Below are 26,245 nucleotides of genomic sequence, written 5' to 3'. Positions count from 1 at the left end.
GATCAATTCTCCGGAAGTTGTAACGTAGCGACGGCCTGCGCGGCGATCCCCTCTCGGCGGCCCGCAAAACCCAGCCGCTCGGTCGTTGTCGCCTTCACACTAACGCGATCGGGCGAAACCGCAAGGATTTCCGCGATCCGTTCGCGCATCGCGGCGCGGTGCGGGCCGATCCGCGGCGCCTCGGCGATGATCGTCAGGTCGGCGTGCGACACCCGGCCGCCGCGCGCCGCGACGCGCTCGGCGGCAAAGGCCAGGAAGCGCGACGAGGCGGCTCCGCGCCATTGCGGGTCGCTCGGCGGGAAATGATCGCCGATGTCGCCTTCGCCCAGCGCGCCGAAGATGGCATCGGTGAGCGCGTGGAGCGCGACGTCGGCATCGCTGTGCCCTTCGAGCCCGTGGCTGTGCGCGATTTCGATGCCGCCGATCCACAGTGGCTTGCCCGCCGTCAGCCGGTGCACGTCATACCCCATTCCGACCGCGGTCCGCATACGCCCCTCCGTTTCCAGCAGCCCCGACAGGATCGTCAGATCGGCGGCATAGGTCAGCTTGTGCAGCCGCGCATCGCCCTCGACCGTTGCAACGCGGAGCCCGAGCCGCCGTACGAGTTGCGCATCGTCGGTCGCGTCGTTCGCCGCCGCGGCGACATGCGCGCGGCGCAGGGTGCCGAGCCGAAAGGCCTGCGGTGTCTGGACCCGGGCGAGCGCGCTGCGGTCGACGGTCGCGCCCGCTTCGCTCCCGCCATGTTCGACCAGCGTGTCGGGGACCGGCAGCGTCGGGATCGCGGCTTCGGCCGTATCGAGCGCGGTCAGCAGCCGGTCGATCACGCCGGCCTCGACCCCCGGCCGCGCCGCGTCATGGACCAGCAGCGGCGTCTCGTCGGGCTCGTCCGCCAGCGCCGCCAGCGCGTTCGCGACCGAATCCTGCCGTTCGGCGCCCGGCGCGGCGATCGTCCAGCCGCGGGGCAGGTCGCCCGCCGCTGCGGCGACGGCACCGCTCGCCACCAGCACGCCCTCCGCTATGGCCGGATGTGCGGCGAAGGCGTCGAGGCTCCAGCGTAGCACCGGCTTGCCGCCCAGCGTCTGCATCTGCTTCGGCTGGTCGAATCCGGCGCGGGCGCCCTGGCCGCCGGCCAGCAGGATCGCGACGGCGCGCGGCGCGGGAAGGGGAGCCGACTCGGTCATGACGCGCGCCGGTTAGCGCAGCCGCCGCTTGCGGGAAAGCCGCTAAGCGTGTAGGTGGCGTGCTCATTTTTTAGGCAATTCGACGAAAGCATCCGCCATGGCGCCGTTGCGGCCCATCCAGATCGGCCCGATCCGCATCGAGGACCCCGTGATCCTCGCGCCGATGACCGGCGTCACCGACCGGCCGTTCCGCACGCTGGTGCGCCGTTACGGCTCGGGGCTCAACGTCACCGAGATGATCGCGAGCCAGGCGGCGATCCGCGAGACGCGCCAGTCGATCCAGAAAGCCGCTTGGGACCCGGTCGAAGAGCCGGTGTCGATGCAACTCGTCGGCTGCACGCCTTATGAGATGGGCGAGGCGGCAAAGCTGGCCGAGGATCGCGGCGCGGCGATCATCGACATCAATATGGGCTGCCCGGTGCGCAAAGTCACCAACGGCGACGCAGGATCGGCGCTGATGCGCGAACCGAAACTCGCCGCCGCGCTGATCGAATCCTGCGTGCGGGCGGTGAAGGTTCCGGTTACCGTCAAGATGCGCATGGGCTGGTGCCATGACAGCCTGAACGCGCCCGAACTTGCGCATATCGCGGAGGATATTGGCGCGCAGATGATCACCGTCCACGGCCGCACGCGCAACCAGATGTACAAGGGCACCGCCGACTGGAGCTTCGTCCGCAAGGTCAAGGATGCGGTGTCGGTCCCCGTTATCGTCAACGGCGACATCTGTTCGGTCGCCGACGCGCGCGCGGCGCTAGCGCAGAGCGGCGCCGACGGGGTGATGATCGGCCGCGGCGCCTATGGCCGCCCGTGGCTGCTCGGCCAGGTGATGACGGCGCTGCGCGGCGAGGGCGAGCGCTCTGATCCCGGCATCGACGAACAATATGCCGTCATTACATCGCACTATCGCGCGATGCTCGACCATTATGGCGAGACGACGGGTGTCAATATCGCGCGCAAGCACCTCGGCTGGTATGTCAAGGGGCTGCCCGGTTCGGCCGAGTTCCGCAACAAGGTCAATCAGATTCCCGACAGCCGCGGCGTCCTCGACGCGCTCGCCGCCTTCTATGGCCCCTTCCTCAGCAAGGCGGCGGCGTGACCGCGCTCACGTCGAGCATCCCCAGCTTCGATCATGACGAATTCATCCAGTCGCACCCGGTCGCGACCCTGCTGATCGACCGCGGCGGTGTGGTGCTGTTCGTCAACGCCGCCGCCGAACAGCTTTGCAATACTGGGCGGTCGGCGATGGTCGGGCGCCGCATCCATGACGTCATCGCCCTCGACCGCGGCTATCGGCAGCGGATGAACGACCCCGCGACCGCGGCGCTGTTCGCGCACCGGGCCGAGATCGCGGTCGGTGGGCGCCGGACGATCGTCGTCGACATGCAGATGGTGCCCTATGGCACAGCGGGGCACCGCATCCTGGCGCTCATTCCTTCGGACAGCGAGGCCGAACTGATGGGCGGCGCGATCGGCCGTTCGGGCCGCGCCGCGGGCGCCGCTGCCGCGATGCTCGCGCACGAGGTCAAGAACCCGCTCGCCGGCATCAAGGGCGCGGCGCAGCTTCTCGCGCGGCAGGTCGATGCGGGCGGCGAACGTTTCACGACGCTGATCTGCGCCGAGGTCGACCGGATCGCGACATTGATCGACCAGATGGAACATATCTCGCGCGGCGGACCGCTCGCCTGTTCGGCGATCAACCTCTATCCGCCGATCCATCAGGCGATGGAAACCGCGCGCGCCCGGCAATTCCCCGGCGTTCGCTTCACCGAGGATTTCGACCCGTCGCTGCCGCTGGTGCTCGGTAATCATGACGCCATGGTTCAGATATTGCTCAACCTCGTCACCAACGCGTGCGAGGCGCTGGCGGGGCGCGACGACGGGGTGGTGCGCATCGCCACCGCCTATCGCCACGGCCTGTCGATCGACAATGGCGACGGGCGCGGGCGCATCGCGCTGCCGATCGAACTCAGCGTCAGCGACAATGGCCCCGGCGTGCCGATGGACATGCGCGGCGACCTGTTCGCGCCCTTCGTGACCACCAAGCGCGATGGGCGCGGCCTCGGCCTCGCGCTTGTTGCCAAGCTGGCGCGCGACATGGGCGGGACGGTGCAGCATGTCCGCGACGGCGACTGGACGCGCTTCCGCGTCCATCTGCCGGCGGCCGGGCGGAAAGGGACGCCATGACGCAGGCACGCACGGCGGGCGGCAAGACGATCCTGCTGGTCGAGGACGATCCGGCGATCGCGTTGATCGTGCGCGAGACGCTGGCCGGGGAGTGCGCCCATTTCGCATCGGTGACCGGCATCGCCGAGCGCAACGCATGGCTGGCCGAGAACCGCCCCGACCTCATCATCACCGACGTGGTGCTGCCCGATGGCGACGGCATCGATTCGCTGCCCGGCGCCGGGGTCGACCCGCTGACGCCGGTGATCGTGCTGTCGGCGCGCAACACGCTCGACACTGCGGTGCGCGCGACGGGGATCGGCAGCTACGACTATCTGCCCAAGCCTTTCGATCTCGACGAACTGACCGCCAGCGTGCGCGCCGCGCTCCAGCGGCGCGTGCTGCCCAGCGAGCGCGTCGAGCCGGCGACCGACGACAGCCACGGCCTCGTCGGCCGCGCCCCGGCGATGCAGGCGGTCTATCGCACCATCGCGCGGCTCGCGACCAACGACCTCGCCGTGCTGATCCTCGGCGAATCCGGGACCGGCAAGGAGGTCGTCGCGCGCGCGATCCATGCCACCGGGCTGCGGCGCAAGGGCCCGTTCGTCGCGATCAACATGGCGGCGATCCCGCGCGAGCTGATCGAGGCCGATCTGTTCGGCCACGAAAAGGGCGCCTTCACCGGCGCGACCAGCCGCAGCGCCGGGCGGTTCGAGCAAGCGGCGGGCGGCACGTTGTTCCTCGACGAGATCGGCGACATGCCGATCGAGGCGCAGACGCGGCTGTTGCGCGTCCTCCAGACGAGCGAATATTCAACTGTCGGCGGCAGCCAGGCGCTTCGGGCCGATGTGCGCGTCGTCGCCGCGACCCACCGCGACATGCGCGCGCTCGTCGCCGACGGACGGTTCCGCGAGGATTTGTTCTACCGGCTCAATGTCATCCCGGTGACCCTGCCGCCGCTGCGCGAACGGCGCAGCGACATCGCCGCGCTCGTCCGCCATTTCGTCGAGGCGGGGCGTCATGCCGGACTGCCCGACCGCCAGTTCGCGCCCGCCGCGATGCAGTTGCTCGAACGCCACGACTGGCCGGGCAATGTCCGCGAGCTCGGCAATGTCGTGCAGCGCCTCGCGGTGCTGTCGCGCGACACGGTCGTCACCGCGCACGACGTCACGTCGGTGCTCCGCGACGACGGGGAGGAAGCGGACGCGGGCACGGCGGAATCGATCGCACGCGCGGTCGACGACTGGGCGCGCGAACAGCTCGCCGATGCGGGCGCGGAGGGCGATCTGCACGCGCGGCTGCTGGCGATCGTCGAGGCCGCGCTGCTCCGCCGCACGCTGCGCGCGGCACGCGGCAACCAGCTCGAGGCGGCGCGCCGCCTCGGCATCAACCGCAACACGCTGCGCAAGCGGCTCGGCCAGCTCGCGATCGACCCCACGCATCCCTGAGCGGGCGCCGCAGCCACAAAATCCCGCGCCGGACCGGGCGGCGGGCGCGCCGGTCGGCAAAAATAACGCAGTTTGTGTGTTCTCTATGCAACAGCTTTGTCGTATCGACGCAACATATGGTGCAGCCGGCCCGCCTCGCCCTCGATATCGATTCGGACGATGCGGCCGCTCGCTCGGGGATCTGGCGCTTTGCCGCGCCCGAATATTACACGCTGGCGGTGATCGCCAGCGTTGCGATCGCGACCTATATCTTCGTCACCGGCGACGCGCAGAGCGAGCGGCTGCTGACCCCGGCGCTGGTCGCGGCGATCATGGTCGCCAACCTTGTGCCGGCGATGGCGCTGATCGTGCTGGTCGGCAGCCGCATCGCCCGGGCGCGCGCGACGCGGTCGATGGGTGGCGGCAACGGTCGCCTCCACGTCCGCCTCGTCGCGCTGTTCTCCCTGATCGCGGCGGTCCCGACGCTGCTTGTCGTGATCTTCGCCTCTTTGCTGTTCCAATATGGCGTCGATTTCTGGTTCTCCGACCGCTCGCGCGGCATGTTCGAAAATGCCGCCAGCCTTGCCGAAGGCTATTATCAGGAGAACCAGCGCGAAGTCGCGGCGAACACCGGCGCGATGGCGAAGGACCTCGGCGCCTTTCTCCAGCGCGCTTCGACCGACGATCCCGGTTTCTCCAACTATTATTTCCAGCAGGTCGTCGTCCGAAACCTGAATGAATCGGCGATCATCGAGATCGGGGTCGACAATGTCGCGCGCACCGCGGCGGCGATCAATCCCGACGACCGCGAGGCGGAGAACCGGCTTTCACCCGCGATCCTCGCCCGGCTCGATGCCGGCGAGGACGTCGTCGTCGTCCGCCAGCCCGACCGGATCGAGGCGGCGACGCGATTGCCGGGGACGCGGCGCGCCTATCTCTACGCATCGCGCGACTTCAACGTGCCCGGGTTCCAGCAATCGCTCCGCGCCAGCAACGTCCTCGCCGACTATAACGACCTGTTCGAACGATCGCAGCAGTTGCAGTTGCAGTTCAACGGCGCGCTCTACCTCGGATCGCTGCTGCTGCTCGCGTTGGCGGTGATCGCGGCGATCGTCGTCGCCGACCGCATCGTCCGGCCGCTCGGCACGCTGATCGGCGCCACCCGCACCGCGGCAGGCGGCGACCTGTCGGTCCGCGTCTCGCCGCCGCGCCGCGACGACGAAATCGCGGTGCTGACCCGCGCCTTCAACCGCATGACCGAACAGCTCGAAGGGCAGACGAGCGCCCTCGTCAACGTCAACGAGCAGCTCGAGGCACGACGCAGCTTCATCGAGGCGGTGCTGAGCGGCGTGTCGTCGGCGGTGATTTCGGTCGATGCCGATCACCGCATCCTGCTCGCCAACGCGGCCGCGGAGCGGCTGATCGAACCCGATGGCGAGGGGCTGACCGGCCGCCCGCTCGCCGAGGTGGCGCCGGAACTCGCGCGCCTGCTCGACAGCGAGGAGCATGAGGCGATCGTCCAGCTCGCCCGCAAGGATGCCGAGCCCGCGACGCTCGCCGCCAAGGCGGTCGCGCAGGGCGATGGCTTCGTCCTCAGCTTCGAGGACATCACCCAGCAGCTTCTCGACCAGCGCCGCGCCGCCTGGTCCGACGTCGCGCGCCGCATCGCGCATGAAATCAAGAATCCGCTGACTCCGATCCAGCTCGCCGCCGAACGCCTCCAGCGCCGTTTCGGCGACAAGGTCGAGGGCGACACCGCGACCTTCCGCAAGCTGACCGACACGGTGATCCGGCAGGTGCACGACATGCGCCGGATGGTCGACGAATTCTCCAGCTTCGCGCGCATGCCCAAGCCGACATTTGGGGTCGAGGACCCCCGCGACATCCTGCGCCAGGCCGTCTTCCTGTTCGAGGTCGCCAAGCCCGACATCGCCTTTCGCATCCGTACGCCGGGCGAGATAGACCCGCTGGTGTGCGACCGGCGCCTGCTGTCGCAAGCCTTGACGAATATCGTCAAGAACGCGGTCGAAGCTATTGAAGAGAAATACAAGGATTCGACCGAACCGGCGGTGGGCCGGGTCGAGGCGAGCCTCGAGACGACCGACGACGGAGCGGTGCGCATTACCGTCGCCGATGACGGCATCGGCCTGCCGGAGGCGCGCGACGCCATCGCCGAACCCTATATGACGACGCGGCGGGGCGGCACCGGGCTGGGGCTCGCGATCGTCAAGAAGATCGTCGAACAACATTATGGCGAGCTGGAATTCACCGACAATCCGGCGGGGCAGGGGACTTGCGTCACGCTGACGCTGCATCCCGACCGGCTGCGCCCGCTGGCCGGAAAAGGGGGAGGGGGATCGACAGGACAGGCGGAATCGGTTCCGGGCCGCATCCGCACCCGACAGGATAGAGAAGATCATGGCGCTTGATATTTTGATCGTCGACGACGAACGCGACATCTGCGAGCTAGTGGCCGGGGTCATGGAGGACGAGGGCTATGAGGCGCGCACCGCGTCGGACAGCGACGCCGCGCTCGAAGCCGTCCGCCAGCGCCGCCCGTCGCTCGCGCTGATCGACGTCTGGCTCCAGGGATCACGGCTCGACGGGCTCGGGCTGGTCGAGGCGATCAAGGCGTTCGACCCGACGCTGCCGATCATCGTGATTTCGGGCCATGGCGGGCTCGATACCGCGGTGGCGGCGATCCGCCGCGGTGCCTTCGATTTCATCGAAAAGCCGTTCGAGGCCGAGCGCCTGCTGCATCTTGTCGCGCGCGCCACCGAAAGCGAGCGGCTGAAGTTCGAATATGAGCAGCTTCGCGAAAAGGCTGGCCCGGCCGACGAACTGACCGGCACCAGCGCCGCGATCAACAATGTCCGTGCGACGCTGAAGCGCGTGGCGGGGACCGGCAGCCGCGTCCTCATCACCGGCGCGCCGGGAGTGGGGAAGGAGGTTGCCGCGCGCGTCCTGCACGGCTGGAGCGGGCGGCAGACCGCGCCCTTCCGCGTAATCTCGTCGGCACGCATGGACCCCGAGACGGTGGAGGCAGAGCTTTTCGGGACCGAATCGGACGATGGCTCGATCCGTGTCGGCCTGCTCGAACAGGCGCACGGCGGCACTCTGTTCCTCGACGAGGTCGCCGACATGCCGCTGACCACGCAGGGCAAGATCCTGCGCGTGCTGACCGACCAGAGCTTCAACCGCGTCGGCGGACGCACGATGATCCGCGTCGATGTCCGCATCATTTCGGGGTCGGCGCGCGACCTGAAGATCGAGATCGCCGAGGGACGGTTTCGCGAGGATCTCTATTACCGGCTCAACGTCGTGCCGGTGCATATCCCGCCGCTGCGCGAGCGGCGCGACGACATCGCCAGCCTGTCCGATCATTTCGTGCGGCGTTATGCCGCCGACCGCCGCGTCCCCCCGCCGGAGATCAGCGCAGAGGCGATGGCGGCGCTCCAGGCGCACGACTGGCCGGGCAATGTGCGTGAGCTGCGCAATGTGATCGAACGCGTGATGATCCTCGCGCCCAGCGACCGGCTGGCGCGGATCGACGCCGACATGCTGCCGGCCGAGCTGATGCGGGGCGGCACCGATATCCTGCCGCACGCCGAATCGATCACCGCGATCCCGCTCAAGGAAGCGCGCGAGAATTTCGAGCGCGAATATCTGCGCATCCAGATCAACCGGTTCTCGGGCAATATCTCGCGCACCGCGACCTTCATCGGCATGGAACGCTCCGCGCTGCACCGCAAGCTCAAGCTGCTGGGCCTCACCGAGCATCCCGACGGCGACGGCTAGACCCTGATGACTTTGGATTGCCGCGCGGCTTCGCCGCTCGCAATGCCGAGTCCTTCTAAGGCGTGTGGGGATTCATCTTGCAACGGTCCTTTATCGTGTGTCCCCGCGAAGGCGGGGACCCATCTGCGGTGGTTTCGAGATGGAACCGGCTGAAGATGGACCTCCGCCTTCCGCCTATGGCGGAAGTTTATCCTGAGCGCCCGCCCTGCGGGCAGTCGAAGGGCGGGGGAACACGGCTTTGTCGAGACACGAACGGATAAGGGGCGGTGCAGGTTTATGGCACACCGCTCTGGGTGGGCGAACGCGCGCCGGGAACCGTCGCCGACCGGTTCGAAACGACACCGGTCGGGGCGGGCTCTGGCGACAGGCGCGTGCTTCGGACCCGCTTCGCGGGAACATCCCGCTTTTTCCATAGTATAGAGACCACTGGACCTGTGCCGCGCTTTGCCCCATATTGCGCCTGCGAAGATGCAGGCTGCCGGCGCCGCCGGTGTCGCGCTGCGGCTTTTGCCGCCAAGAACAGGAGGCCAATGTGTCCGATAAAACCCAGAATCTTCAAGATCTTTTCCTAAACGCCCTGCGCCGCAGCAAGACCCCGGTGACGATGTTCCTCGTCAAGGGCGTCAAGCTTCAGGGGATCATCACCTGGTTCGACAATTTCTCGCTGCTGCTCCGCCGCGACGGGCAGTCGCAGCTTGTCTACAAGCATGCGATCTCGACGATCATGCCGTCGCACGATTTCGACCTGGCGCTGCTCGGCGACAATGTCCGCGACGCGCCGCCCAGCAAGGGGAAGGCGTTGCAGGACGTGTTCCTGAACGCGGTGCGCCGGTCCGAGGAATCGGTGACGATGTTCCTCGTCAACGGCGTGATGCTGCAGGGCGACATCGTCGCTTTCGACCTGTTCTGCATGCTGCTCGAGCGCGAACGGCAGGTTCAGCTCGTCTACAAGCATGCGATTTCGACGGTGCAGCCGAACGGTCCGATCAATCTGGCCGACAGCGGGGAAGGCGACTCCGGCGACTGATCCGATGGACGACGCCGCACAGGGCGAGGTGACGCGCGGTGCCGCGGCGGTGCTGGTCGTGCCCGAGTGGCACGGGCAGGGGCTTTCGCGCGACCTCGACGCGCGCGTTGCCGAAGCGAAAGGGCTCGCGCTGGCCATCGGTCTCGATGTGGTGGCCGTGCATCCGCTACGCTTGCGCCAGACGCGCGCCGCGACCCTGATCGGCGCCGGCCAGATCGAGGCGATCAAGCCCGGCATCGCCGAAAACGCGGCGCAGCTCGTCATCGTCGACGCGGCCCTGACCGCGATCCAGCAACGCAATCTCGAAACCGAGTTCGGCGCCAAGGTGATCGATCGTACCGGGCTGATCCTCGAAATCTTCGGCGAACGCGCCGCGACGGCGGAGGGGCGGCTTCAGGTTGAACTCGCCCACCTCGACTATCAGGCCGGGCGGCTGGTACGCAGCTGGACCCACCTCGAACGCCAGCGCGGCGGTTTCGGCTTCCTCGGCGGTCCCGGCGAAACGCAGATCGAGGCCGACCGCCGGATGATCCGCAACCGCATGGCGCGCATCCGCCGCCAGCTCGACGATGCGCGCCGCACGCGCCAGCTCCAGCGCGCCAAGCGGCAGCGCGCGCCGTGGCCGGTGATCGCGCTGGTCGGCTATACCAATGCCGGAAAGTCGACCTTTTTCAACCGACTGACCGGCAGTGACGTCATGGCGGAAGACATGCTCTTCGCGACGCTCGACCCGACGATGCGCGAAATCCGCCTGCCCGGAATCGACAAGGCGATCCTGTCCGACACGGTGGGATTCGTCTCCGACCTGCCGACCGAACTCGTCGCGGCCTTCCGCGCGACGCTGGAGGAGGTCACGACCGCCGACCTGATCGTCCACGTCCGCGACATCGTTCATCCCGACACCGACGCGCAATATGCCGATGTGCGCGCGATTCTCGATTCGCTGGGCGTCAATGAAGCAGGCGGCGGCGAAGGGGATGGCGAAGACCGCGCCCCCCCGATCGCGCAGATCGAGATATGGAACAAGATCGACACCGCCGATCCCGAGCGTCGCGCCGAGATCGAGGCGATGGCGGCGCGGCGCCCCGACGTCGCGCCGATCTCCGCGGCGACGGGCGAGGGGGTCGAGGCGGCGCGCGTCCTGATGGCCGCCGAACTGACCGCGCGGCACGAACTGCTGCGTGTGCGCCTGCGCTTCGATCAGGGCGAGGCGATGGCATGGCTGCACGCGCGCGGCGAAGTGCTGGCCGATGAACCGCAGGGCGACGGCCATCTGCTGACCGTGCGGCTCGACCCCGCCGACCGCGCGCGCTTTGAACGGCTGTGGCCTGACCGGCATTGAATGAAACGGCATGCTGCCGGCGGGTTAGTGTGATGACTTTGGATTGACCCACTTTGTCATTGCGAGGAGCGTAGCGACGAAGCAATCTCCAGCTATCGTCCTGCGCAATACCGATAGCTGGAGATTGCTTCGTTACGCTCGCAAAACATCGCGCTCTATAGCTCCGACGCCTTGACTGCCTGCCAATGCGCTTCGAGCGCGTCGAGCGGCAGGTCCGCGATGCGACCTGCGGCTCGCGCCTCAACCCCCTGAAAGCGATGCTGGAACTTAGCATTCGCGGCGCGCAGCGCCTCTTCGGCGTCGATGCCCAGATGGCGGGCATAGTTGACCGCCGCGAACAGCAGGTCGCCGACCTCCTCGAAGCGCGCGGCATCGCTGTCGGCCGCCATGACTTCGGCCAGTTCCTCGGCGATCTTGGCGCGTGGCCCTTCGGCGTCGGGCCAGTCGAAGCCGACGCGCGCGGCGCGCGCCTGCAATTTCTGCGCACGCAGCAGCGCGGGCAGCGACAGCGCGACGCCGTCGAGCGCGCCCCTGGGCCCATCGGCGGCGCGTTCGGCGGCCTTGATCTGCTCCCATTGCTGGCGGACGTCGCCGGTCTGGGCATCGCCGAAGATATGCGGATGGCGCCGTTCCATCTTGTCGGCGATCGCGGTGGCGACGTCGTCGAAATCGAACAGGCCCTTGTCGGCCGCGATCTGGCTTTGAAAGACGATCTGAAGCAGCAGGTCGCCGAGTTCGTCGCATATCGCGGCAGGATCGCCGCCGGCGATCGCATCGGCGACCTCATAGGCTTCCTCGATCGTATAGGGCGCGATCGTCGCGAAATCCTGCGCCAGATCCCATTCGCATCCGCCGTCGGGATCGCGCAACCGCCGCATGACGGCGCGCAGCCGGCCGATGGGGGATGGAGGGGAGCCGGTCGCATCCTGGGGCATATATTTATCCGATAATATATATTATGTTAAATAATATTCGATACGGGAAGGGAGGTGGACCTCACCCCGCGGCGAGCTGATAGGTTCGGATCGCCAGGAATACGAGCGCGAAGATCGCCACCCACGCGAGCCCCATCTTGATCCAGTCGGCCGCCGGCAGCCGCCGCACGACCAGCGCGCTCAGCACCAGCGTGAAGGCCATCGCGAACCACAGGATGTTGGCGCCGGTTTCCATCGTCATAGCTGCACCTCCAACCCGTCATAGCCCGGTTCGACGCCCGGCGGCAATTCGTCCGCCAGTTCGTCATAATCCATCGTGTTGTCCATGTGCGTGATGATCGCGCGCGGATCGCCGACCTTGCGCAATCCTTCGAGCGTCATCGCCAGATGCGGATGCGTCGGGTGCGGATAGCGGCGCAGCGCGTCGATGACGAACAGGTCGACGCCCTGGAAGAAATCGACCATATCGTCGGTAAATCTCGAAAAATCAGTGGCGTAGCCGATCCTGTGCGCACCGTCGCTGAAGATGAGCCCGGTCGCCTTGATTGGCCCGTGCGGCATGTCGATTGCCGACACTTCGATCGGCCCGATCGCCTGATGATCGGCCAGATCGATCGGATCGACCGACGCCGGATAGCCGGCGTTGCCGACAAAGGCATAGGTGAAGCGCCATTTCAATATGTCGAGCACATTGCCGCGCGCATAGGCCGGCACCGCCGAGCCGCGCAGATGCATGATCTGCCGCAGATCGTCGAGCCCGTGGCAATGGTCAGCATGTTCGTGCGTCCAGATCACCGCATCGACCTCGCCCACCCCCGCGTCGAGCAGCTGGAGCCGCATGTCGGGGCTGGTGTCGACGAGCAGCCGGAACCCACCGAGCGAAACGAGGATCGAGGCACGGCTGCGCAAGTTGCGCGCATTGTCGGGGTCGCAGCGCCCCCAGTCGCCGCCGATGCGCGGGACCCCCGACGACGTCCCGCAACCCAGAATCCGCAGCTTCATACGTGGTGCGACGTCATGGCTGCGCCTTGCTGAAAAGACGATAGAAATTTTCGCTGGTCGCGGCCGCGAGCGCGCCGCGGTCCTCGCCGCGCAGTTCGGCAAGAAAGGCCAGCGTATCAGCGACGAAAGCGGGTTCGCCGGGCTTGCCGCGGTGCGGGACGGGGGCGAGGAAGGGGGCGTCGGTCTCGACGAGCAGCCGCTCCTGCGGCAGCCAGCGCGCCGTTGCCTGCAGGTCGGCGGCGTTGCGGAAGGTCACGATGCCCGAGATCGAGATATAGAGGCCGAGGTCGAGCGCCCCGCGCGCAAAATCGTCGCTCGCGGTGAAGCAGTGGATCACGCCGGCGTAGGGCGCCCTGCCCATCTCCTCGCCCAGCAGCGCCAGCGTGTCGGCCTCGGCCTCGCGCGTATGGACGATGATCGGCAGTCCGCTCTGCTGCGCGGCATGGATATGCCGGCGAAAGCTGTCGCGCTGCCGGCCCCGGTCGCTCTTGTCGTAATAATAGTCGAGCCCCGTCTCGCCGATGCCGATCACGCGCGGATGCGCGGCGCGCTCGACCAGCTTCGCGGTGTCGACGTCGGGATGGCCGTCGGCGTCGTGCGGATGGATCCCGACGCTCGCCCAGACGTCGGCGTTCGCCTCGGCCACCGCGAGCACCGCGTCCCATTCGCTCTCGCGCGTCGCGATGTTGAGCATCGCGGTCACGCCGCGCTCGCGCGCGCGGGCGAGCGCCTCGCCCTGCCGCTCGGCAAGCCCCTTGTAATTGAGATGGCAATGCGAATCGACGAGCATCAGGCGGCCGCCTCCTCCCCTTCGGGCAGGTCGAGGCGCGGGAAGATCGGCACCGGCTGGCCGACCGCGAAGCCGCTCGCCGCCAGCGCCGCGAACCAGCCGTCGTCGGCGAGCGCCGCGCTGTCGCGCGCGGCGACGCCCATCTGGTCGAGCAGCCGGTCGGCCGAGGCAGGCACCACGGGACGGATCGCGATCGCCAGCGCGCGCACCGCCTGGAACAGCGTCATCAGCACCGCGCGCATCCGCTCGGGATCGGTCTTGCGCAGCGCCCACGGCGCCTGCGTGTCGACATATTGATTGCACGCGAAGACCGCGCGCAGCCAGTCCTCGATGCCCACCGAGAAAGCGAGATCGCCGAACGCACGCGGCAGCCGGTCGCGCGCCATCACCAGCACGTCGGCCAGCAGCGCCGCATCCTCGGGCGCTTCCTGATAATCCGACGAAACGTCGCCGTCCAGATTCTTGAAAATCATCGACAAGCTGCGTTGCGCCAGATTACCGAAGCTGTTCGCCAGGTCGGCATTGGCGGTGCGCACGATCGCCTCGGCCGAATAGCTGCCGTCGTGGCCGAAGCTCACCTCGCGCAGCAGATAATAGCGCAGCGTATCGACCCCGAAGCGTTCGGCGAGGTCCATCGGATCGACGACATTGCCGAGCGATTTCGACATCTTCTCGCCGCGATTGAGCAGAAAGCCGTGCCCGAACACCTGCTTCGGCAGCGGCAGGCCGGCGCTCATCAGGAAAGCCGGCCAGTAAACCGTATGAAAACGCACGATATCCTTGCCGATCATGTGAATGTCGGCGGGCCAGAAGCGATCGAATTCGCCGTCGCGGTCGGGATAGCCGATCCCCGACAGATAGGTCGTCAGCGCGTCGACCCACACATACATGACGTGCCCCGGCGAATCCGGCACCGGCACCCCCCAGTCGAAGCTGGTGCGCGAGACCGACAGATCCTTTAGACCGCCCTCGACGAAGCGCAGCACTTCGTTGCGCCGGCTTTCGGGGCGGATGAAGTCGGGATGATCGCGATACAGCGCGAGCAATCGGTCCTGATAGGCCGACAGGCGGAAGAACCAGCTTTCCTCGACCGTCCACTCGACCGGCGTGCCCTGCGGCGACAGGCGGACGTCTCCCTCCCCTTCGGTCAGTTCGTCCTCGTCGTAGAAGGCCTCGTCGCGAACCGAATACCAGCCCTCGTAGCGGTCGAGATAAAGGTCGCCGTTCGCCTCCATCGCGCGCCAGATCGCTTGCGACGCCCGGTGGTGCGCAGGGTCCGACGTGCGCATGAAATGATCGTAGCCGATATTCAGTTTGGCGTACATCTCGCGGAAATAACCGGACATTTCATCGGCGAGATCGATCGTCGCGCGGCCCTGATCGCGCGCCGTCTGGAACATCTTCAGCCCATGCTCGTCGGTGCCGGTGACCATCCGCACGTCGCGCCCCTGCGCGCGCTGGAACCGCGCCATGACGTCGGTCGCGATCGCCTCATAGGCATGGCCGATATGCGGGCGACCGTTGGGATAGCTGATCGCGGTGGTGATGTAGAAGGGGATTTTCTCTGCGGACATGCGCGCGCCTTAGCGGCTGCGGCGCCGTTGGGAAAGGGCCGGGCCGTCACAAAGGCTGAAGCGGATCGATAGCTCTCCTTTCATCATCGTCGTGTTGAAACAAACCGGCATATCTGTCTTCAGGCAAATTAAGGTTCGTTCCCCGACGAAAGTCGGGGTCCAGATGTTATAGCGCTGTCCCGCATGGACCCCGGCTTTCGCCGGGGAACGGTTTCTAGAGTGTGATGACATAGAATGGAATCGTCATTGCGAGCGGCGAAGCCGCGCGGCAATCCAGAGCGTGCGGTAACCGCTCTGGATTGCTTCGCTCCGCTCGCAATGACGAAAGTAGGTCAATCCAAAGTCATCAAAGTCTAACCGGACAATACCCAAATCCGGCCCCTCACCCCTCGCGCGGCGCCAGTTCCGCCAGGCAATTGCCGATCTCGAACCCGACCATCGCCCCGTCGTAGGATCCGCGCACCGCGTCGCGGACGGTGCGCTGCACGCGGTCCCAACCGGCGAGCACCGGCGCGATCTCGCTCACCGGGCGTTCGCGGGCGAGCCGCGCGAGCAGACCCGGTACGATGTCGATCACCAGTTCCAGCCGCGCCCGATTGCTCGCCCCCCCGACCTCGCGCGCCAGCGCCTCGCGCAGCCGGTTGTCGGGATCGCCGCCCGCTGCGATCGCGAGCAGTTTCTTCTCCATTGCGGCGACGTCGCTGTCGATCAACGCCAGCGCCTTGCCCGGCACCCCGCCCGACGCCGCGACGATCGCGCGCGCCTCTGCGCGGTCGAGCATCGGGCGCAATTCGTGCAGCCACGCCGTCATGACGTCAGGGTCAAGCGGTTGAAAACGCAGGGTCCGGCACCGCGACCGGATCGTCGGCAGCAAGCGCCCCGGCGAATGACTGACCAGCAGGAACACCGTCCGCGCCGGCGGCTCTTCCAGCGTCTTGAGCAGCGCATTGGCGCCGTCAGTCTCGAGGTCGTCGACCGCGTCGATGATCACCACGCGCCAGTGGCCGAGCGACAGCGACAGATACAGACGCCGGATCATCGTGCGCACCTGGTCGATGGTGATGTTGCGCGCGAGGTCCTTGCCCTTTTCCTTGGGCTGGCGTTCCAGCCGGACGATCTCGGGGTGATTGCCCGCCTCGACCAGCCGCCCCGCCGCGCCGTCGCCGGGGTCGTCGAGCGCGATCGCCCCGCCCTCTCCACCGGCATCGTGGGTGACAAGGAAGCGCGCGACGCGCGACGCGAAGGCCGCCTTGCCGATGCCCTGCGGCCCGGCGAGCAGCCACGCATGATGCAGGCACCCGGCGCTCCACGCGTCGATGATGGCCTTCTCGGCCTCCTGATGCCCGATCATCACGGCAGCCAGTCCGCAAGGCTGGTCAGGATCGCGGCGGTGACCGCCTCCGCCGGCGCCTCGGCGTCGATCACGCGCCAGCGGCCGGGCTCGGCGGCCGCCATTTCGGCGAAGCGGCGGACGAGCCGCGCCTGATAATCATCCGGCTTGCTTCCCATGCGGTCGGCGCCGTCGGCATCGCGCACCGCCAGGCGGCGCCCGACCTCCTCGGCGCGCGCGGTCAGCAGGAAGGTCCGGTCGGGCAACAGTCCCAGCGATCCGAAACCGTGGAGCATCAGGATATCGGCGTCGGTGATTCCGCCGCCGCCGCCCTGATAGGCGCGCGACGAATCGACGAAGCGGTCGCACAGCACCCACGCCCCGCGCGCGAGCGCCGGGCGGATCGTGCGCGCGACATGGTCGGCGCGCGCGGCGGCGAACAGCAGCGCCTCGCTGCGCGCGTCCCAGCGGTCGTCGGCACCCTCCATCAGCAGCGCGCGGATCGCCTCGGCGCCGGGGCTGCCCCCCGGCTCGCGCGTGACGAGCGCCTCGAGTCCCCGCGCGGCGAGCGCGGCGGCCAGCGCGCGGATCTGGGTCGACTTGCCGACCCCCTCCCCGCCTTCCAGCGTGATGAAGCGCCCGCTCACCAGCCGGTCAGCCGATAGAAGCCGGTGCGCATGCGCGCCCACCAGCCGCCCCGGCCGACGTCGGCGGCGGCCAGCAGCGGGGTGGTTTGCGGCGGCAGGCCGTCGGGCGCGACGACCAGCTCGGCGATCCGGTCGCCGCGCGCGACCGGCGCGGTCAGCGGCGCCGTGGCGCGCATCGTCGCGCGAAATCCGCCCTGATAGCCTTTGGGCACCGTCATGCGCACCGGGATCGCCGCTTCGGCGGCGACCACCGGGGCTCTCCCCCGCTCGACGGCGAGACGGCCGACGGCCGCGCCGGCGGAGGCAATCTCGCGCCCTTCCCACGCGCCGAAGCCCCAGTTCATCAGCCGCTCGGCCTCGTCGCGGCGCGCTTTTTCGCTGGCCATGCCGGCGACGACCATGATCAGCCGCCGGCCGTCCCGTTTCGCGGAGCCGAGAAAGCAATAGCCCGCTTCGGCTGTGTGTCCGGTCTTGAGCCCGTCGGCACCGGCAAAGCGTCCGAGGATCGGGTTGCGGTTCGGCTGGACGATCGGCGTGCCGTCGGGCGCCTTGCCATGCTGGAGTTTGGGGATCGCGAAATAGCGCGCATAACCCTTGGGATGGTCGCGGATCAGCCGGTCGGCCAGCGTGATCAGGTCGGCCGCGCTGACCTTGGTGATACCGCCGTCGGGCCAGCCGCTCGGGGTTCCGAATCGGCTCGACGTCATGCCAATCCCGGCCGCCACTACATTCATTCGCTTGACGAAAGCTTCCTCGCTGCCGTCGATGCCGACCGCCAGCGCCGCCGCGGCGTCATTGCCCGAAACGGTGATCAGCCCCTTCAGCAGCTCGTCGACCGAAACCTTCTCGCCCGCGCGCAGGAACATCGTCGATCCGCCGTTGCCGCCGTTCCATTTCCGCCACGTCGCCTCGCTGACGGTGAAGACGGCGTCGCGCGACAGCTTGCCGCTCTCGATCAGGTCGAGCACGACATAGGCGGTCATCACCTTGGCCATCGATGCCGGCGCAAAGCGCTTGTCGGCGCCGCGCTCGAACAGGATGGCGCCCGAATCCATGTCCTTCAGCATCACGATCGGCGCCTGCGTCACATAGAGCGGGCGGCTGACCGGCGCCGCGGGCGGACCGCCGTCGGCGGGCGCCGCGGCCGGCGCCAGCAGCAGCGCCAGCGTCGCGGCCAGCGCGGCGCCACCGCCCTTCGCGATCGGGAAGCGTTGCGACATCATGCGAGGCGTCTCAGCGGTCGCGTATAACGACGGCGTCGCGGAACCCCTTCGCCTTCGCCTTGCCCAGCGCGCCCTGCGCCTCGCCGTCGCTGGCGAAGGGGCCGATCCGCACGCGCCACAGCTTGCCGGCCCGGCTTACCGTGCCGCCGACCGTCTTCGCCGCGGCGGCGGCGCGCGCTTCGGTGCTGAACGCCGCGACCTGCACGACATAGCCGCCGCCGGTCGCTGCCGGCGCCGCCGCGGGCTTTTCCGGTGCCTTGGGCGCGGCCGCGGCAGCGGGTCCCTCGACGATGAAGCGGTCGTCGCCCGGCTTCGCGTGGCCCGACGCGATCGGGGCGGCCGGCTGCGGCGCCGCGACGGCAGCGGGCTTGGGTTTCGGCACGTCCTTCAGCTTGGTGCGCAGAATGGCGAGCAGCGAATCGGGAGTGGCCAGCCGCTCGGGCACTGCCCTGCCCGCGCGAAGCTGCGCTCTTTCGGCGGCGGGCGGATTGGTGCGCCGCACGCGCACCGCCGCCACGCCGTCGGTCAGGCCGAGCTGCTGCGCCGCGCCGCGCGACAGGTCGATCAGCCGGTCGTTCGCCATCGGCCCGCGATCGTTGATGCGCACCAGGATCGTGCGTCCGGTATCGAGCGCGGTGACCTCGACATAGCTTGGCAGCGGCAGCGTCTTGTGCGCCGCGCTGATCGCGGCGGGGTCGAAGGTCTCGCCGTTCGCGGTGGGGTTTCCGGCGCGTTCATCGCCATACAGGCCCGCGTAGCCGACCTCGTCATAATCGGGGATATCGGCGGGGGTGTAGGTGACGCCGCCGATCGCATAGGGCTCGCCCAGCATCGCCGGGCCGTCGGCGGTCGCGGGCACCGGTGCGGGCGCAGGCCCCGGAGCGGACCCGCCGCGCTCGCCGCCGAAACCCCCACAGGCCGACAGCAGCAATGCCGCTCCGGCCAGTACCCCGCCCCTAACGATCGATCTCATCGGCCAGCAACCCCACAGACAGCGCATAAAAGTTGGAGCAATTATAGTCGAGTATCGCACGATAATTGCCGGTCAGCAAATAGGCGGTCTTGCCCGGGCCGTCGGGCTCGAGCAGCGTCGCCTGGATCGCGCCGTCGGGCCAGCGGCCGCCGATCGGCTGGAAACCGTCGGCGCGCCATTCGGCCATGCTGCGCCAGCGGCTGTAGCGCGCGAACACCCGCGGACAGCGCGTCGGCTGGAGGCGCGTCGCGAAGCGGACGCGGTCGAAGCCGTCCGGAACGCGCACCGCGACGCCCCACGGCTCGCCCTGCCGCCAGCCGGCGCGGCGCAGATAGGCGCCGATCGATTCGATCGCGTCGGCTTCGCTCGACCAGATGCGCGCGACGCCGTCGCCGTCGCCGTCCTCGGCGACCTGCAGATAGACCGAGGGCAGGAATTGCGGATAGCCGAAGGCGCCGGCCCAGCTTCCTTTCAGCACGCTGCGTGGCACGCCCTTCTCGACCATTTCCAGCGTCGCGAGGAACTCGGGCTCGAACAGGCTGCGCCGCCGCCCCTCATAGGCGAGCGTCGCAAGCGCTTCGGGCAGATCGAAATTGCCTGTCACCGCGCCATAGGCGGTTTCGTGGCCGAAGATCGCGATCATGATGCTCGTCGGAACACCCGTGCGCTGCTCGATGCGCGACAGCAGCGGCAGCAGCCGGTCGTGGACGCGTCGCCCGCCGTTGATCCGCGCGGCGTCGACATGCTTGGCCTTGTACGGAGCGAAGGCCGGAATCGGCGTGTCGGGTGTCGGCGGACTGCCCAGATTGTCGCGGTCGAGCGCCACCACCCGCGCATTGTAGCGCAGCCCCGCCGTCACGCTGTCGAAAGTCGTTCGCGATACGCCGCGCGCCTGCGCCTTGGGCCACAGCGACTGGACATAGGTATCGAACCCCGCGTCGCCGCTCGCCTGGGCCTGCACCGGCGCCGAAGCGGCCAGCAGCCAAGCCGACAATATCGTGGCCGAAGAACGGAAAAGGCGCCCGAATCCGAATTGCTTGCTGCGTGTCATCGCTTACCCATAGGCAAGGAATGACGCCGATGCACCAGCCTTGAACGCGCGATGCTGCGACGACCCGAGTCAAAGCCGCGCCGGGCCGTGGCGGGATGTTTCGCTTGCCGCGTGTCATCCGCACGCTATGGCGTCCGCAAAGGACAGGTGGCCGAGTGGTTTAAGGCAGCGGTCTTGAAAACCGCCGTGGGTGCAAGCTCACCGTGGGTTCGAATCCCACCCTGTCCACCATTTTTCGTTCCGGGGACTTCCGTAGAAGTCCCTAGAAATCCCAGAAAACCTAGCTTATTATGCCTGCGGCTTTCCGCTCGCATCCGCTGCCGTCCGTGTGCAGCCGAAGCGTAGTGTGGGGAGAAATGTGGGGAGAGATCGGCGTGCTCCCACATTTGACGCCTCAAAGTGTGGGGAGAGAATCCGATGGGTAAACTCACAGCGATAGCGGTCAAGGCGGCCCTGACTAGTCCCGGTACTTATCAGGATGGAGACGGGCTGTTCTTGAAGGTGGACAAGCACGGCGGGGCCTACTGGCTCCTGCGCTTGCAGCGCGACGGAAAGCGACAGGACATGGGGCTGGGCAGCGCCAAGCTGCTGACGCTGGCGGAAGCCCGCGAGAAGGCCGGCGCGCTGCGTAAGGCGGTCAAGGTCGAACGGCGCGACGTCTTGGCCGAGAAAAAGGACGAAGCCGCCGCGAAGGTGACGTTTCGCGAAGCGGCTAAGCAGTATCATGCCGAGAACAAGGCGGGCTGGAAAAGCGCTGTCTATGCCCGCCAGTGGCTCGCCAGTCTGGAAAACCACGCCTTCGCGAAGCTGGGCGATATTCCGACCGGCGGCATCACCTCGCCCGACATCATCGCCGCGCTGTCGCCGATCTGGCAGGACATTCCCGAAACGGCGCGCCAAGTCCGCAATCGGATTTGCGCGGTCCTCGATTACGCCCATGCCAAGGGCTGGCGCTCTGCCGAAGCCCCATCGGGCAACGGGAGCTTGAAAGCCGGGCGCGGCCTGCCCCGGCAGGTGAAGGAACGCGCGAACCGTAAGGCCATGCCCTATGTCGCCGTGCCTGCCTTCATGGTGGCGTTGCAGCGCAAGCCCTCGTTCGGGCGGCTGGCGCTGGAACTGCTCATCCTGTCCAGCGTCCGTTCGCAGGAAGTCCGCTTGGCGACATGGGCCGAATTTGACCTTGAGAGCCGCCTATGGACCATTCCCGCCGACCATATGAAGCGGAACAAGGCGCACATGGTTCCGCTCTCTGACGCGGCTCTGGCGGTGCTGGCGAAGGCGGCGGCGTTCAGGATGGCGGAAGCCGACGTCGTATTCCCCGGCGTAGGCGGCAAGCCGATGTCGGATATGACGCTGCTCAAAGTCCTACGCGACATGAGCGAACCATACCACGTCCACGGCTTCCGTTCGGCCTTCACCGACTGGGCCGCGAACGAGGGCTTTGCCGATGCCGTGGTCGAGGCCGCGCTGGCCCACAAGACCCCGGACGCCGTGCAGGCTGCCTATCGACGCACGACCTATCTCGGCACCGCCGACCAGCCGGGCGCTCGCGTGAAGCTGATGACCGCATGGGGGCGCTATTGCGCGAGCGGGACGGCTGGCGCGGGCAATGTGGTGCCGCTTCCCGGCAAGAAAGCCGGATAAAGGGCGGCTTTTTCTGCGGGCATGAATGTCTGCCATGCCGACAAGATGAGGATGCGGATAGCAGTCTCGAAAAGTGGCGGAAATACGCGGTTTTGATGATCGGCACGGCCATGCGCTGTCTAATCGCACCCTCGAAAAGTGGCAGAAAACCGCCATGCACCCGTGCGTGAGGTGTGTATCTGAAATGTTAGCTCGATGCGTAGCATCGCAGCCCCGTCGCCACCGCTTTCGATCAAAATCGCCCTTCCCGAAAATAGTGGGGCGCAAAATCGCTCCTGACACGTCATAGTTTTCGGAGAGGATGAATAGCGCATGGTCACGGAGCCAGCCTCCGACCTTGAACGATTGAGCCGGAAGTTCCGGCCAGCCCTTGTTGCGTTTTTCTTGCGGAGAGTTTCGAGTCATGCAGAGGCCGAGGACATGACGCAGGAGGTATTCGCCCGTCTCGCCCAAACACGCACCGATCATGTCGATTCGACCGAAGCGTTCATTTTCCGCATCGCGACGAACTTGCTCCGCGACCATCAGCGCAGCAATCGCTCCCGCTTCGCCGCGCATCAGGCGATGCGGCTGGACGAGGAACAGGGCATTGACCCGCTCGACCCGCACCGGATCGCCGCCGCGCGCGAGACGATCGGGGCGCTTTGGGCCGCCGTTCAGGCGCTACCCGAACCGACCCAGCAGATTTTCATCCTCTACCGCGTCGAGAATATCGCCAAGCAGGTGATCGCCGACAACTTCGGCTTCAACGTGCGGACGGTCGAAAAGCATATTTCGCGCGCCATGGTGTTCCTTGCCCGCCGTATCGGAGGGCGAAGCTGATGCGCCCGGCGAACGATAGCGCACCCGACTATGAGGAGCAGGCGGCCGAATGGTGCTGGCGCATGGCCGAGCGCGCGCTGACCCCGGCTGAACAGTCCGAGTTCGACGCGTGGCTCCGTGCCGACACGCGCCACCGCGAGGCCTTCGACGAAATGGTGACGGTCTGGAAAGGCACCGATGCCATTGCCGAAATGCCGGGCTTCCTGTCGCTCCGCGCGAAGGCGCTGACGACGATGGAGAAAGCGCGCGGCCTGCAATTCGGCTGGTGGCATCGTCGGTGGGGGCGAGTCTTCGCTATGGCGGCGATGCTGATGCTGATGATCGGCAGCGGCTTATGGTATCTCGCCAGCGGTCCCGATGTTTATGCGACGGGCGTAGGCGAGCGGCGCGTCGTTCGGCTGGCGGACGGTTCGCGCGTCTCGCTCGATGCGTCCAGCCGGGTCAGCATCGACTATTCGGGCGACAAGCGAACGCTCGTCCTCGAACGCGGGCGCGCGAAATTCGACGTTGCGAAAGACCCGTTGCGTCCGTTCACGGTGACGGCCGCAAACAGGACGGTGGTAGCGACCGGCACAGCGTTTAGCGTCGAGCTGCTGCGCGACCAGATGCGTGTCCTGCTTTACGAGGGGCATGTCGCCATTCTGGCGGACACGCCTGGCAAGGAGCCGTCCCCCGTCCGCATCGGCGACCGCGGCGGCAAAGAGGCGCAACTTAATCCGGGTCAAGAATTGGTCGCCAACCTTTCGACGGGCGCGGCGAGCATCGTTGCCGCCGACACCGCCAAATCCCTGTCATGGGAAGGCGGTCGCCTGACCTTCATCGACGAGCCGCTGGCCCGCGCGGTCGAGCGCATGAACCGATATGCCGACACGCCGATGGTCGTGGGCGACGTGGCGGCGGCTTCCTATCGCGTCAATGGCGTGTTCGACGCGGGCGACACGCGCGGCTTCATCAGCGGAGTGTCCGAAATCTTCCCGATCGGCGCGCGCACGGAAGGCTCGGAAATCCGTCTCTTTTCAAAGAAGATTCCGGCGTCCGAAAAATAATGGGGCGCAGATTCGAGGGTCATCCGTCATCTACTATAGGGGGAGGCATAAAGGGATTCCCCCGGTAACAAATGGGGGAGTGATCTATGTCTTTCAGGCCGCATCTGCTGTCCGGGCTTGCCACCGCCGCGATCGTCGCTTGCGTCGCGCCGACGCCTGTTCTTGCGCAGCAGGCCACCAGCTTCAACATTCCGGCGCAGGATTTGGCAGCCGCGCTTCGCGCCTTTGCGCAGGAAAGCGGTGTGCAGGTGATTTTCGATGGCGACGCGCTTCGCGGCAAGCGCAGCCCGGCATTGAAAGGCAGCTACACCGCCGACGCGGCCCTGTCTGCGCTGCTGCGTGGCAGCGGCATGGCTGCCCACCGCAACGCCGAAGGGGTCTATGTGGTGACGCGGGCCGTGGCTGACAATTCGGCCGCCGATGACGCAGGCTACGCCGGCAACGAAATCGTCGTCACCGCTCAGAAGCGCGTCGAGTCCATTCAGGACGTGCCGATCGCGATGACCGCGCTGTCGCAGAAGAATCTGGAAGAGCAGAAGATCGAGAGCGGCGCCGACATCATGCGCGCTGTGCCGAATTTGACGTTCAGCAAATCGAACTTTTCGGGCTACAACGTTTCGATCCGCGGCATCGGAACCAAGGCGATTTCCGCCACCAGTGATCCCGGCGTCGCGGTCAGCTTCAACAATGTAGGCATGATTAAGAACCGCTTCTTCGAGCAGGAATTCTTCGACATGGAGCGGCTGGAGGTACTGCGCGGGCCGCAGGGCACACTTTACGGCCGCAATGCCACGGGCGGCGTCATCAACCTAATCACCGCCAAGCCGAAGCTGGGAAAATTCGAGGGCAGCATCAAGGGCGAGGTCGGCAATTACAACAGTCGCCGCATGGTCGGGATGCTCAACATTCCGATCGTACCTGATGCCTTCGGGCTGCGCGTCGCCGGGTCGATGACCGACCGCGACGGCTATGACTATAATTCGGTGACGAAGAACCGCATCAATGGACGCGATCTTTATTCCTTGCGGGCGACATTAGGCTTCGAGAACGAATGGTTGCGTGGCAATTTCATCTGGGAACGCTTCCATGAGAACGACAACCGCTCGCGTACTGGCAAGCAGCTTTGCCATCACGATGACAGCCCGGACATGATTGGGTCGACGCCCACGCGCGAAGCTAACCCGAGCGCCATCTATGCCAACTACCAAGGGTTACGGGCGGCGATGTTCAGCACCGGCTGCAAAGCGGGAAGCCTCTATGACGACGCGGCCTTTGGTACGCCCAATGGGCTGGCGCTCGCCTATGTCAATGGCTTGGCCTTTGCCGATTTTACATTTGGCGGTCGCTATTTTCCTACCGGGGGCAGACCCTCTGTTAGTGATAAGGCAAGTATCATTGACCCCAATGCGGATCCCTATGGAGGGATGATGCAATCGCGCGATCTGCGAGAAATAGCATCGGTCCGCGATCCGATCTATCGCGCCAAGTCGGATATTCTTGCGCTTAACCTGGACGTCGACCTGTCTGATGCCCTGACGCTGTCATCGCAGACAGCCTTCAATTGGGACAAGGTTTATAGCTTTCAGGATTATAATCGCTTCAACACTCTGCCGATCTTCAATGATTCATCCAGCTGGGTGGATTTTAACGGCAATCCAAGCCCCTATCAGGGCATGATGCCCGGTGGAGTTTTCTGCGATCCCCAGATCGGTTGCTCCGACACACTTGCGACCTTCGATATCTCTTCGGCCTATTCAAAACAGTTCGCTCAAGAGGTGCGCCTGCAATCCGATTTCTCTGGTCCATTCAATTTCAGCATAGGTGGTAATTACACGAAATTCAAAACTCAGGACGACTATTATGTCATGAGCAATGCCCTAACGGCTCTTGCTATGATAGGGCCGTTTAATGAAACGGGAACTATGACGCACTGTAATAGGGTGGCGTTCGGAAATGTTAAAGGTGCAGAAATACCCATTGAAGAGGCCAAGTTTTGCCCCTACATTGATCCTAATTCTGTTGAAAGCATCGATGGCGAGGGACACAATTATTTCCGATCATCTAATCCCTACAAGCTGGAAAGCTGGGCGTTATTCGGTGAGGCGTATTATGATATCAGCTCGGAATTAAAGCTCACAGCGGGCCTGCGCTATACGCGCGATAAGAAGAACTTGAGGATCAGCGTGCAATAGGCACCCCCTTCGTGGGGTGATCGGCGTGCAAAAAGGACCCCTTCATCCCGGGGATTTAGTCGGCCGACTGGTTTTGAT

At 66.4% G+C, this 26,245-nt stretch carries 22 protein-coding genes and 1 tRNA gene; 12 read left to right on the top strand and 11 right to left on the bottom strand.

Going from position 1 to position 26,245, the window contains the following annotated elements; translation table 11 throughout:
• Nucleotides 1-2: 2 nt before the first annotated feature.
• Entirely contained in the window at nt 3-1,181 is a 1,179-nt protein-coding gene (locus ABS88_RS09535; RefSeq protein WP_067106606.1) for a bifunctional 2-C-methyl-D-erythritol 4-phosphate cytidylyltransferase/2-C-methyl-D-erythritol 2,4-cyclodiphosphate synthase, read from the bottom strand.
• Nucleotides 1,182-1,278: 97 nt separating this feature from the next.
• Here ABS88_RS09535 and dusB point away from each other — a divergent pair, with 97 nt between their 5' ends.
• The 7 genes from dusB (at nt 1,279) to hflX (ending at nt 10,938) form a co-directional block, all read left to right on the top strand.
• On the top strand, nt 1,279-2,277 hold the full coding sequence (gene dusB / locus ABS88_RS09530; RefSeq protein ID WP_067106604.1) for a tRNA dihydrouridine synthase DusB: 999 nt from the start codon (nt 1,279-1,281) through the stop codon (nt 2,275-2,277).
• Nucleotides 2,274-3,365, top strand: a complete 1,092-nt coding sequence (locus ABS88_RS09525; RefSeq protein ID WP_067106602.1) for a two-component system sensor histidine kinase NtrB — start codon at nt 2,274-2,276, stop codon at nt 3,363-3,365. Before dusB ends, ABS88_RS09525 begins: the two co-directional genes overlap by 4 nt.
• Nucleotides 3,362-4,792, top strand: a complete 1,431-nt coding sequence (locus ABS88_RS09520) for a sigma 54-interacting transcriptional regulator (protein ID WP_067106600.1) — start codon at nt 3,362-3,364, stop codon at nt 4,790-4,792. The genes ABS88_RS09525 and ABS88_RS09520 overlap by 4 nt, the downstream gene beginning before the upstream one ends.
• Nucleotides 4,793-4,908: 116 nt before the next feature.
• On the top strand, nt 4,909-7,200 hold the full coding sequence (locus ABS88_RS09515; RefSeq protein WP_076075345.1) for a sensor histidine kinase: 2,292 nt from the start codon (nt 4,909-4,911) through the stop codon (nt 7,198-7,200).
• Complete coding sequence (ntrX, locus tag ABS88_RS09510; RefSeq protein WP_067106596.1) at nt 7,190-8,569, top strand: nitrogen assimilation response regulator NtrX; 1,380 nt, start codon at nt 7,190-7,192, stop codon at nt 8,567-8,569. The genes ABS88_RS09515 and ntrX overlap by 11 nt, the downstream gene beginning before the upstream one ends.
• Before the next feature lie 532 nt (nt 8,570-9,101).
• Nucleotides 9,102-9,596 carry an RNA chaperone Hfq gene (gene hfq / locus ABS88_RS09505; protein WP_067106641.1) on the top strand — a complete coding sequence of 165 codons (495 nt, stop codon included), beginning with the start codon at nt 9,102-9,104 and terminating at the stop codon, nt 9,594-9,596.
• Between the two features lie 4 nt (nt 9,597-9,600).
• Nucleotides 9,601-10,938, top strand: coding sequence for a GTPase HflX (hflX, locus tag ABS88_RS09500; RefSeq protein WP_104959664.1), 1,338 nt, complete (start codon nt 9,601-9,603; stop codon nt 10,936-10,938).
• A 155-nt stretch (nt 10,939-11,093) separates the two neighbouring features.
• On the opposite strand, the gene mazG is transcribed toward hflX, so the two are convergent.
• The 10 genes from mazG to ABS88_RS09450 form a co-directional block, all read right to left on the bottom strand.
• On the bottom strand, nt 11,094-11,873 hold the full coding sequence (gene mazG / locus ABS88_RS09495; protein ID WP_104959663.1) for a nucleoside triphosphate pyrophosphohydrolase: 780 nt from the start codon (nt 11,871-11,873) through the stop codon (nt 11,094-11,096).
• Between the two features lie 61 nt (nt 11,874-11,934).
• A complete protein-coding gene (locus ABS88_RS09490) occupies nt 11,935-12,114 on the bottom strand; it encodes a hypothetical protein (protein ID WP_067106587.1) in 180 nt (59 codons plus the stop codon).
• Nucleotides 12,111-12,875 carry an MBL fold metallo-hydrolase gene (locus tag ABS88_RS09485; RefSeq protein ID WP_076075358.1) on the bottom strand — a complete coding sequence of 255 codons (765 nt, stop codon included), beginning with the start codon at nt 12,873-12,875 and terminating at the stop codon, nt 12,111-12,113. The genes ABS88_RS09490 and ABS88_RS09485 overlap by 4 nt, the downstream gene beginning before the upstream one ends.
• Before the next feature lie 13 nt (nt 12,876-12,888).
• Nucleotides 12,889-13,665: a TatD family hydrolase gene (locus ABS88_RS09480; RefSeq protein ID WP_076075360.1), complete on the bottom strand. Its 777-nt coding sequence runs from the start codon at nt 13,663-13,665 to the stop codon at nt 12,889-12,891.
• Nucleotides 13,665-15,239 carry a methionine--tRNA ligase gene (gene metG / locus ABS88_RS09475; RefSeq protein WP_076075363.1) on the bottom strand — a complete coding sequence of 525 codons (1,575 nt, stop codon included), beginning with the start codon at nt 15,237-15,239 and terminating at the stop codon, nt 13,665-13,667. The genes ABS88_RS09480 and metG overlap by 1 nt, the downstream gene beginning before the upstream one ends.
• A 382-nt stretch (nt 15,240-15,621) precedes the next feature.
• Nucleotides 15,622-16,590, bottom strand: coding sequence for a DNA polymerase III subunit delta' (locus ABS88_RS09470; RefSeq protein ID WP_104959662.1), 969 nt, complete (start codon nt 16,588-16,590; stop codon nt 15,622-15,624).
• Nucleotides 16,590-17,219 carry a dTMP kinase gene (gene tmk / locus ABS88_RS09465; protein WP_076077835.1) on the bottom strand — a complete coding sequence of 210 codons (630 nt, stop codon included), beginning with the start codon at nt 17,217-17,219 and terminating at the stop codon, nt 16,590-16,592. The genes ABS88_RS09470 and tmk overlap by 1 nt, the downstream gene beginning before the upstream one ends.
• Nucleotides 17,213-18,439 (bottom strand): D-alanyl-D-alanine carboxypeptidase family protein, encoded by a 1,227-nt coding sequence (locus tag ABS88_RS09460; RefSeq protein ID WP_083675084.1) that lies wholly within the window; start codon nt 18,437-18,439, stop codon nt 17,213-17,215. Before ABS88_RS09460 ends, tmk begins: the two co-directional genes overlap by 7 nt.
• Nucleotides 18,440-18,449: 10 nt before the next feature.
• On the bottom strand, nt 18,450-19,412 hold the full coding sequence (locus tag ABS88_RS09455) for a septal ring lytic transglycosylase RlpA family protein (RefSeq protein WP_104959661.1): 963 nt from the start codon (nt 19,410-19,412) through the stop codon (nt 18,450-18,452).
• Nucleotides 19,396-20,463 (bottom strand): lytic murein transglycosylase, encoded by a 1,068-nt coding sequence (locus ABS88_RS09450; protein WP_076075373.1) that lies wholly within the window; start codon nt 20,461-20,463, stop codon nt 19,396-19,398. The genes ABS88_RS09455 and ABS88_RS09450 overlap by 17 nt, the downstream gene beginning before the upstream one ends.
• 141 nt (nt 20,464-20,604) lie before the next feature.
• On the opposite strand from ABS88_RS09450, the gene ABS88_RS09445 reads away from it, so the two are divergent.
• From ABS88_RS09445 to ABS88_RS09425, 5 genes are all read left to right on the top strand, one after another.
• Nucleotides 20,605-20,694, top strand: a tRNA-Ser gene (locus tag ABS88_RS09445).
• Nucleotides 20,695-20,862: 168 nt separating this feature from the next.
• The gene (locus tag ABS88_RS09440; protein ID WP_286749655.1) at nt 20,863-22,107 is read left to right on the top strand and encodes a tyrosine-type recombinase/integrase; all 1,245 of its coding nucleotides are present in this window, start codon (nt 20,863-20,865) and stop codon (nt 22,105-22,107) included.
• A gap of 312 nt (nt 22,108-22,419) precedes the next feature.
• Nucleotides 22,420-22,929 (top strand): RNA polymerase sigma factor, encoded by a 510-nt coding sequence (locus ABS88_RS09435; protein WP_286749654.1) that lies wholly within the window; start codon nt 22,420-22,422, stop codon nt 22,927-22,929.
• Complete coding sequence (locus tag ABS88_RS09430) at nt 22,929-23,975, top strand: FecR family protein (protein WP_286749653.1); 1,047 nt, start codon at nt 22,929-22,931, stop codon at nt 23,973-23,975. The genes ABS88_RS09435 and ABS88_RS09430 overlap by 1 nt, the downstream gene beginning before the upstream one ends.
• Before the next feature lie 86 nt (nt 23,976-24,061).
• Nucleotides 24,062-26,167 (top strand): TonB-dependent receptor, encoded by a 2,106-nt coding sequence (locus tag ABS88_RS09425; RefSeq protein WP_286749652.1) that lies wholly within the window; start codon nt 24,062-24,064, stop codon nt 26,165-26,167.
• The last annotated feature ends 78 nt before the right edge of the window (nt 26,168-26,245 follow it).

Source organism: Sphingopyxis sp. SCN 67-31, from assembly GCF_001725095.1.
The sequence above is the reverse complement of the archived record's forward strand: the minus strand, read 5'-3'. Positions and strand labels throughout refer to the sequence as shown.

What these genes read in the sequence shown, in the direction of transcription:
- metG (WP_076075363.1), bottom strand. Translation starts at nt 15,239, where the DNA reads ATGTCCGCAGAGAAAATCCCCTTCTACATCACCACCGCGATCAGCTAT.
- ntrX (WP_067106596.1), top strand. Translation starts at nt 7,190, where the DNA reads ATGGCGCTTGATATTTTGATCGTCGACGACGAACGCGACATCTGCGAG.
- mazG (WP_104959663.1), bottom strand. Translation starts at nt 11,873, where the DNA reads ATGCCCCAGGATGCGACCGGCTCCCCTCCATCCCCCATCGGCCGGCTG.
- ABS88_RS09515 (WP_076075345.1), top strand. Translation starts at nt 4,909, where the DNA reads ATGGTGCAGCCGGCCCGCCTCGCCCTCGATATCGATTCGGACGATGCG.
- ABS88_RS09480 (WP_076075360.1), bottom strand. Translation starts at nt 13,665, where the DNA reads ATGCTCGTCGATTCGCATTGCCATCTCAATTACAAGGGGCTTGCCGAG.
- ABS88_RS09435 (WP_286749654.1), top strand. Translation starts at nt 22,420, where the DNA reads ATGGTCACGGAGCCAGCCTCCGACCTTGAACGATTGAGCCGGAAGTTC.
- hflX (WP_104959664.1), top strand. Translation starts at nt 9,601, where the DNA reads ATGGACGACGCCGCACAGGGCGAGGTGACGCGCGGTGCCGCGGCGGTG.
- ABS88_RS09470 (WP_104959662.1), bottom strand. Translation starts at nt 16,590, where the DNA reads ATGATCGGGCATCAGGAGGCCGAGAAGGCCATCATCGACGCGTGGAGC.
- ABS88_RS09460 (WP_083675084.1), bottom strand. Translation starts at nt 18,439, where the DNA reads ATGATGTCGCAACGCTTCCCGATCGCGAAGGGCGGTGGCGCCGCGCTG.
- ABS88_RS09455 (WP_104959661.1), bottom strand. Translation starts at nt 19,412, where the DNA reads ATGAGATCGATCGTTAGGGGCGGGGTACTGGCCGGAGCGGCATTGCTG.
- ABS88_RS09430 (WP_286749653.1), top strand. Translation starts at nt 22,929, where the DNA reads ATGCGCCCGGCGAACGATAGCGCACCCGACTATGAGGAGCAGGCGGCC.
- ABS88_RS09425 (WP_286749652.1), top strand. Translation starts at nt 24,062, where the DNA reads ATGTCTTTCAGGCCGCATCTGCTGTCCGGGCTTGCCACCGCCGCGATC.
- ABS88_RS09450 (WP_076075373.1), bottom strand. Translation starts at nt 20,463, where the DNA reads ATGACACGCAGCAAGCAATTCGGATTCGGGCGCCTTTTCCGTTCTTCG.
- ABS88_RS09490 (WP_067106587.1), bottom strand. Translation starts at nt 12,114, where the DNA reads ATGACGATGGAAACCGGCGCCAACATCCTGTGGTTCGCGATGGCCTTC.
- ABS88_RS09520 (WP_067106600.1), top strand. Translation starts at nt 3,362, where the DNA reads ATGACGCAGGCACGCACGGCGGGCGGCAAGACGATCCTGCTGGTCGAG.
- ABS88_RS09485 (WP_076075358.1), bottom strand. Translation starts at nt 12,875, where the DNA reads ATGAAGCTGCGGATTCTGGGTTGCGGGACGTCGTCGGGGGTCCCGCGC.
- ABS88_RS09535 (WP_067106606.1), bottom strand. Translation starts at nt 1,181, where the DNA reads ATGACCGAGTCGGCTCCCCTTCCCGCGCCGCGCGCCGTCGCGATCCTG.
- dusB (WP_067106604.1), top strand. Translation starts at nt 1,279, where the DNA reads ATGGCGCCGTTGCGGCCCATCCAGATCGGCCCGATCCGCATCGAGGAC.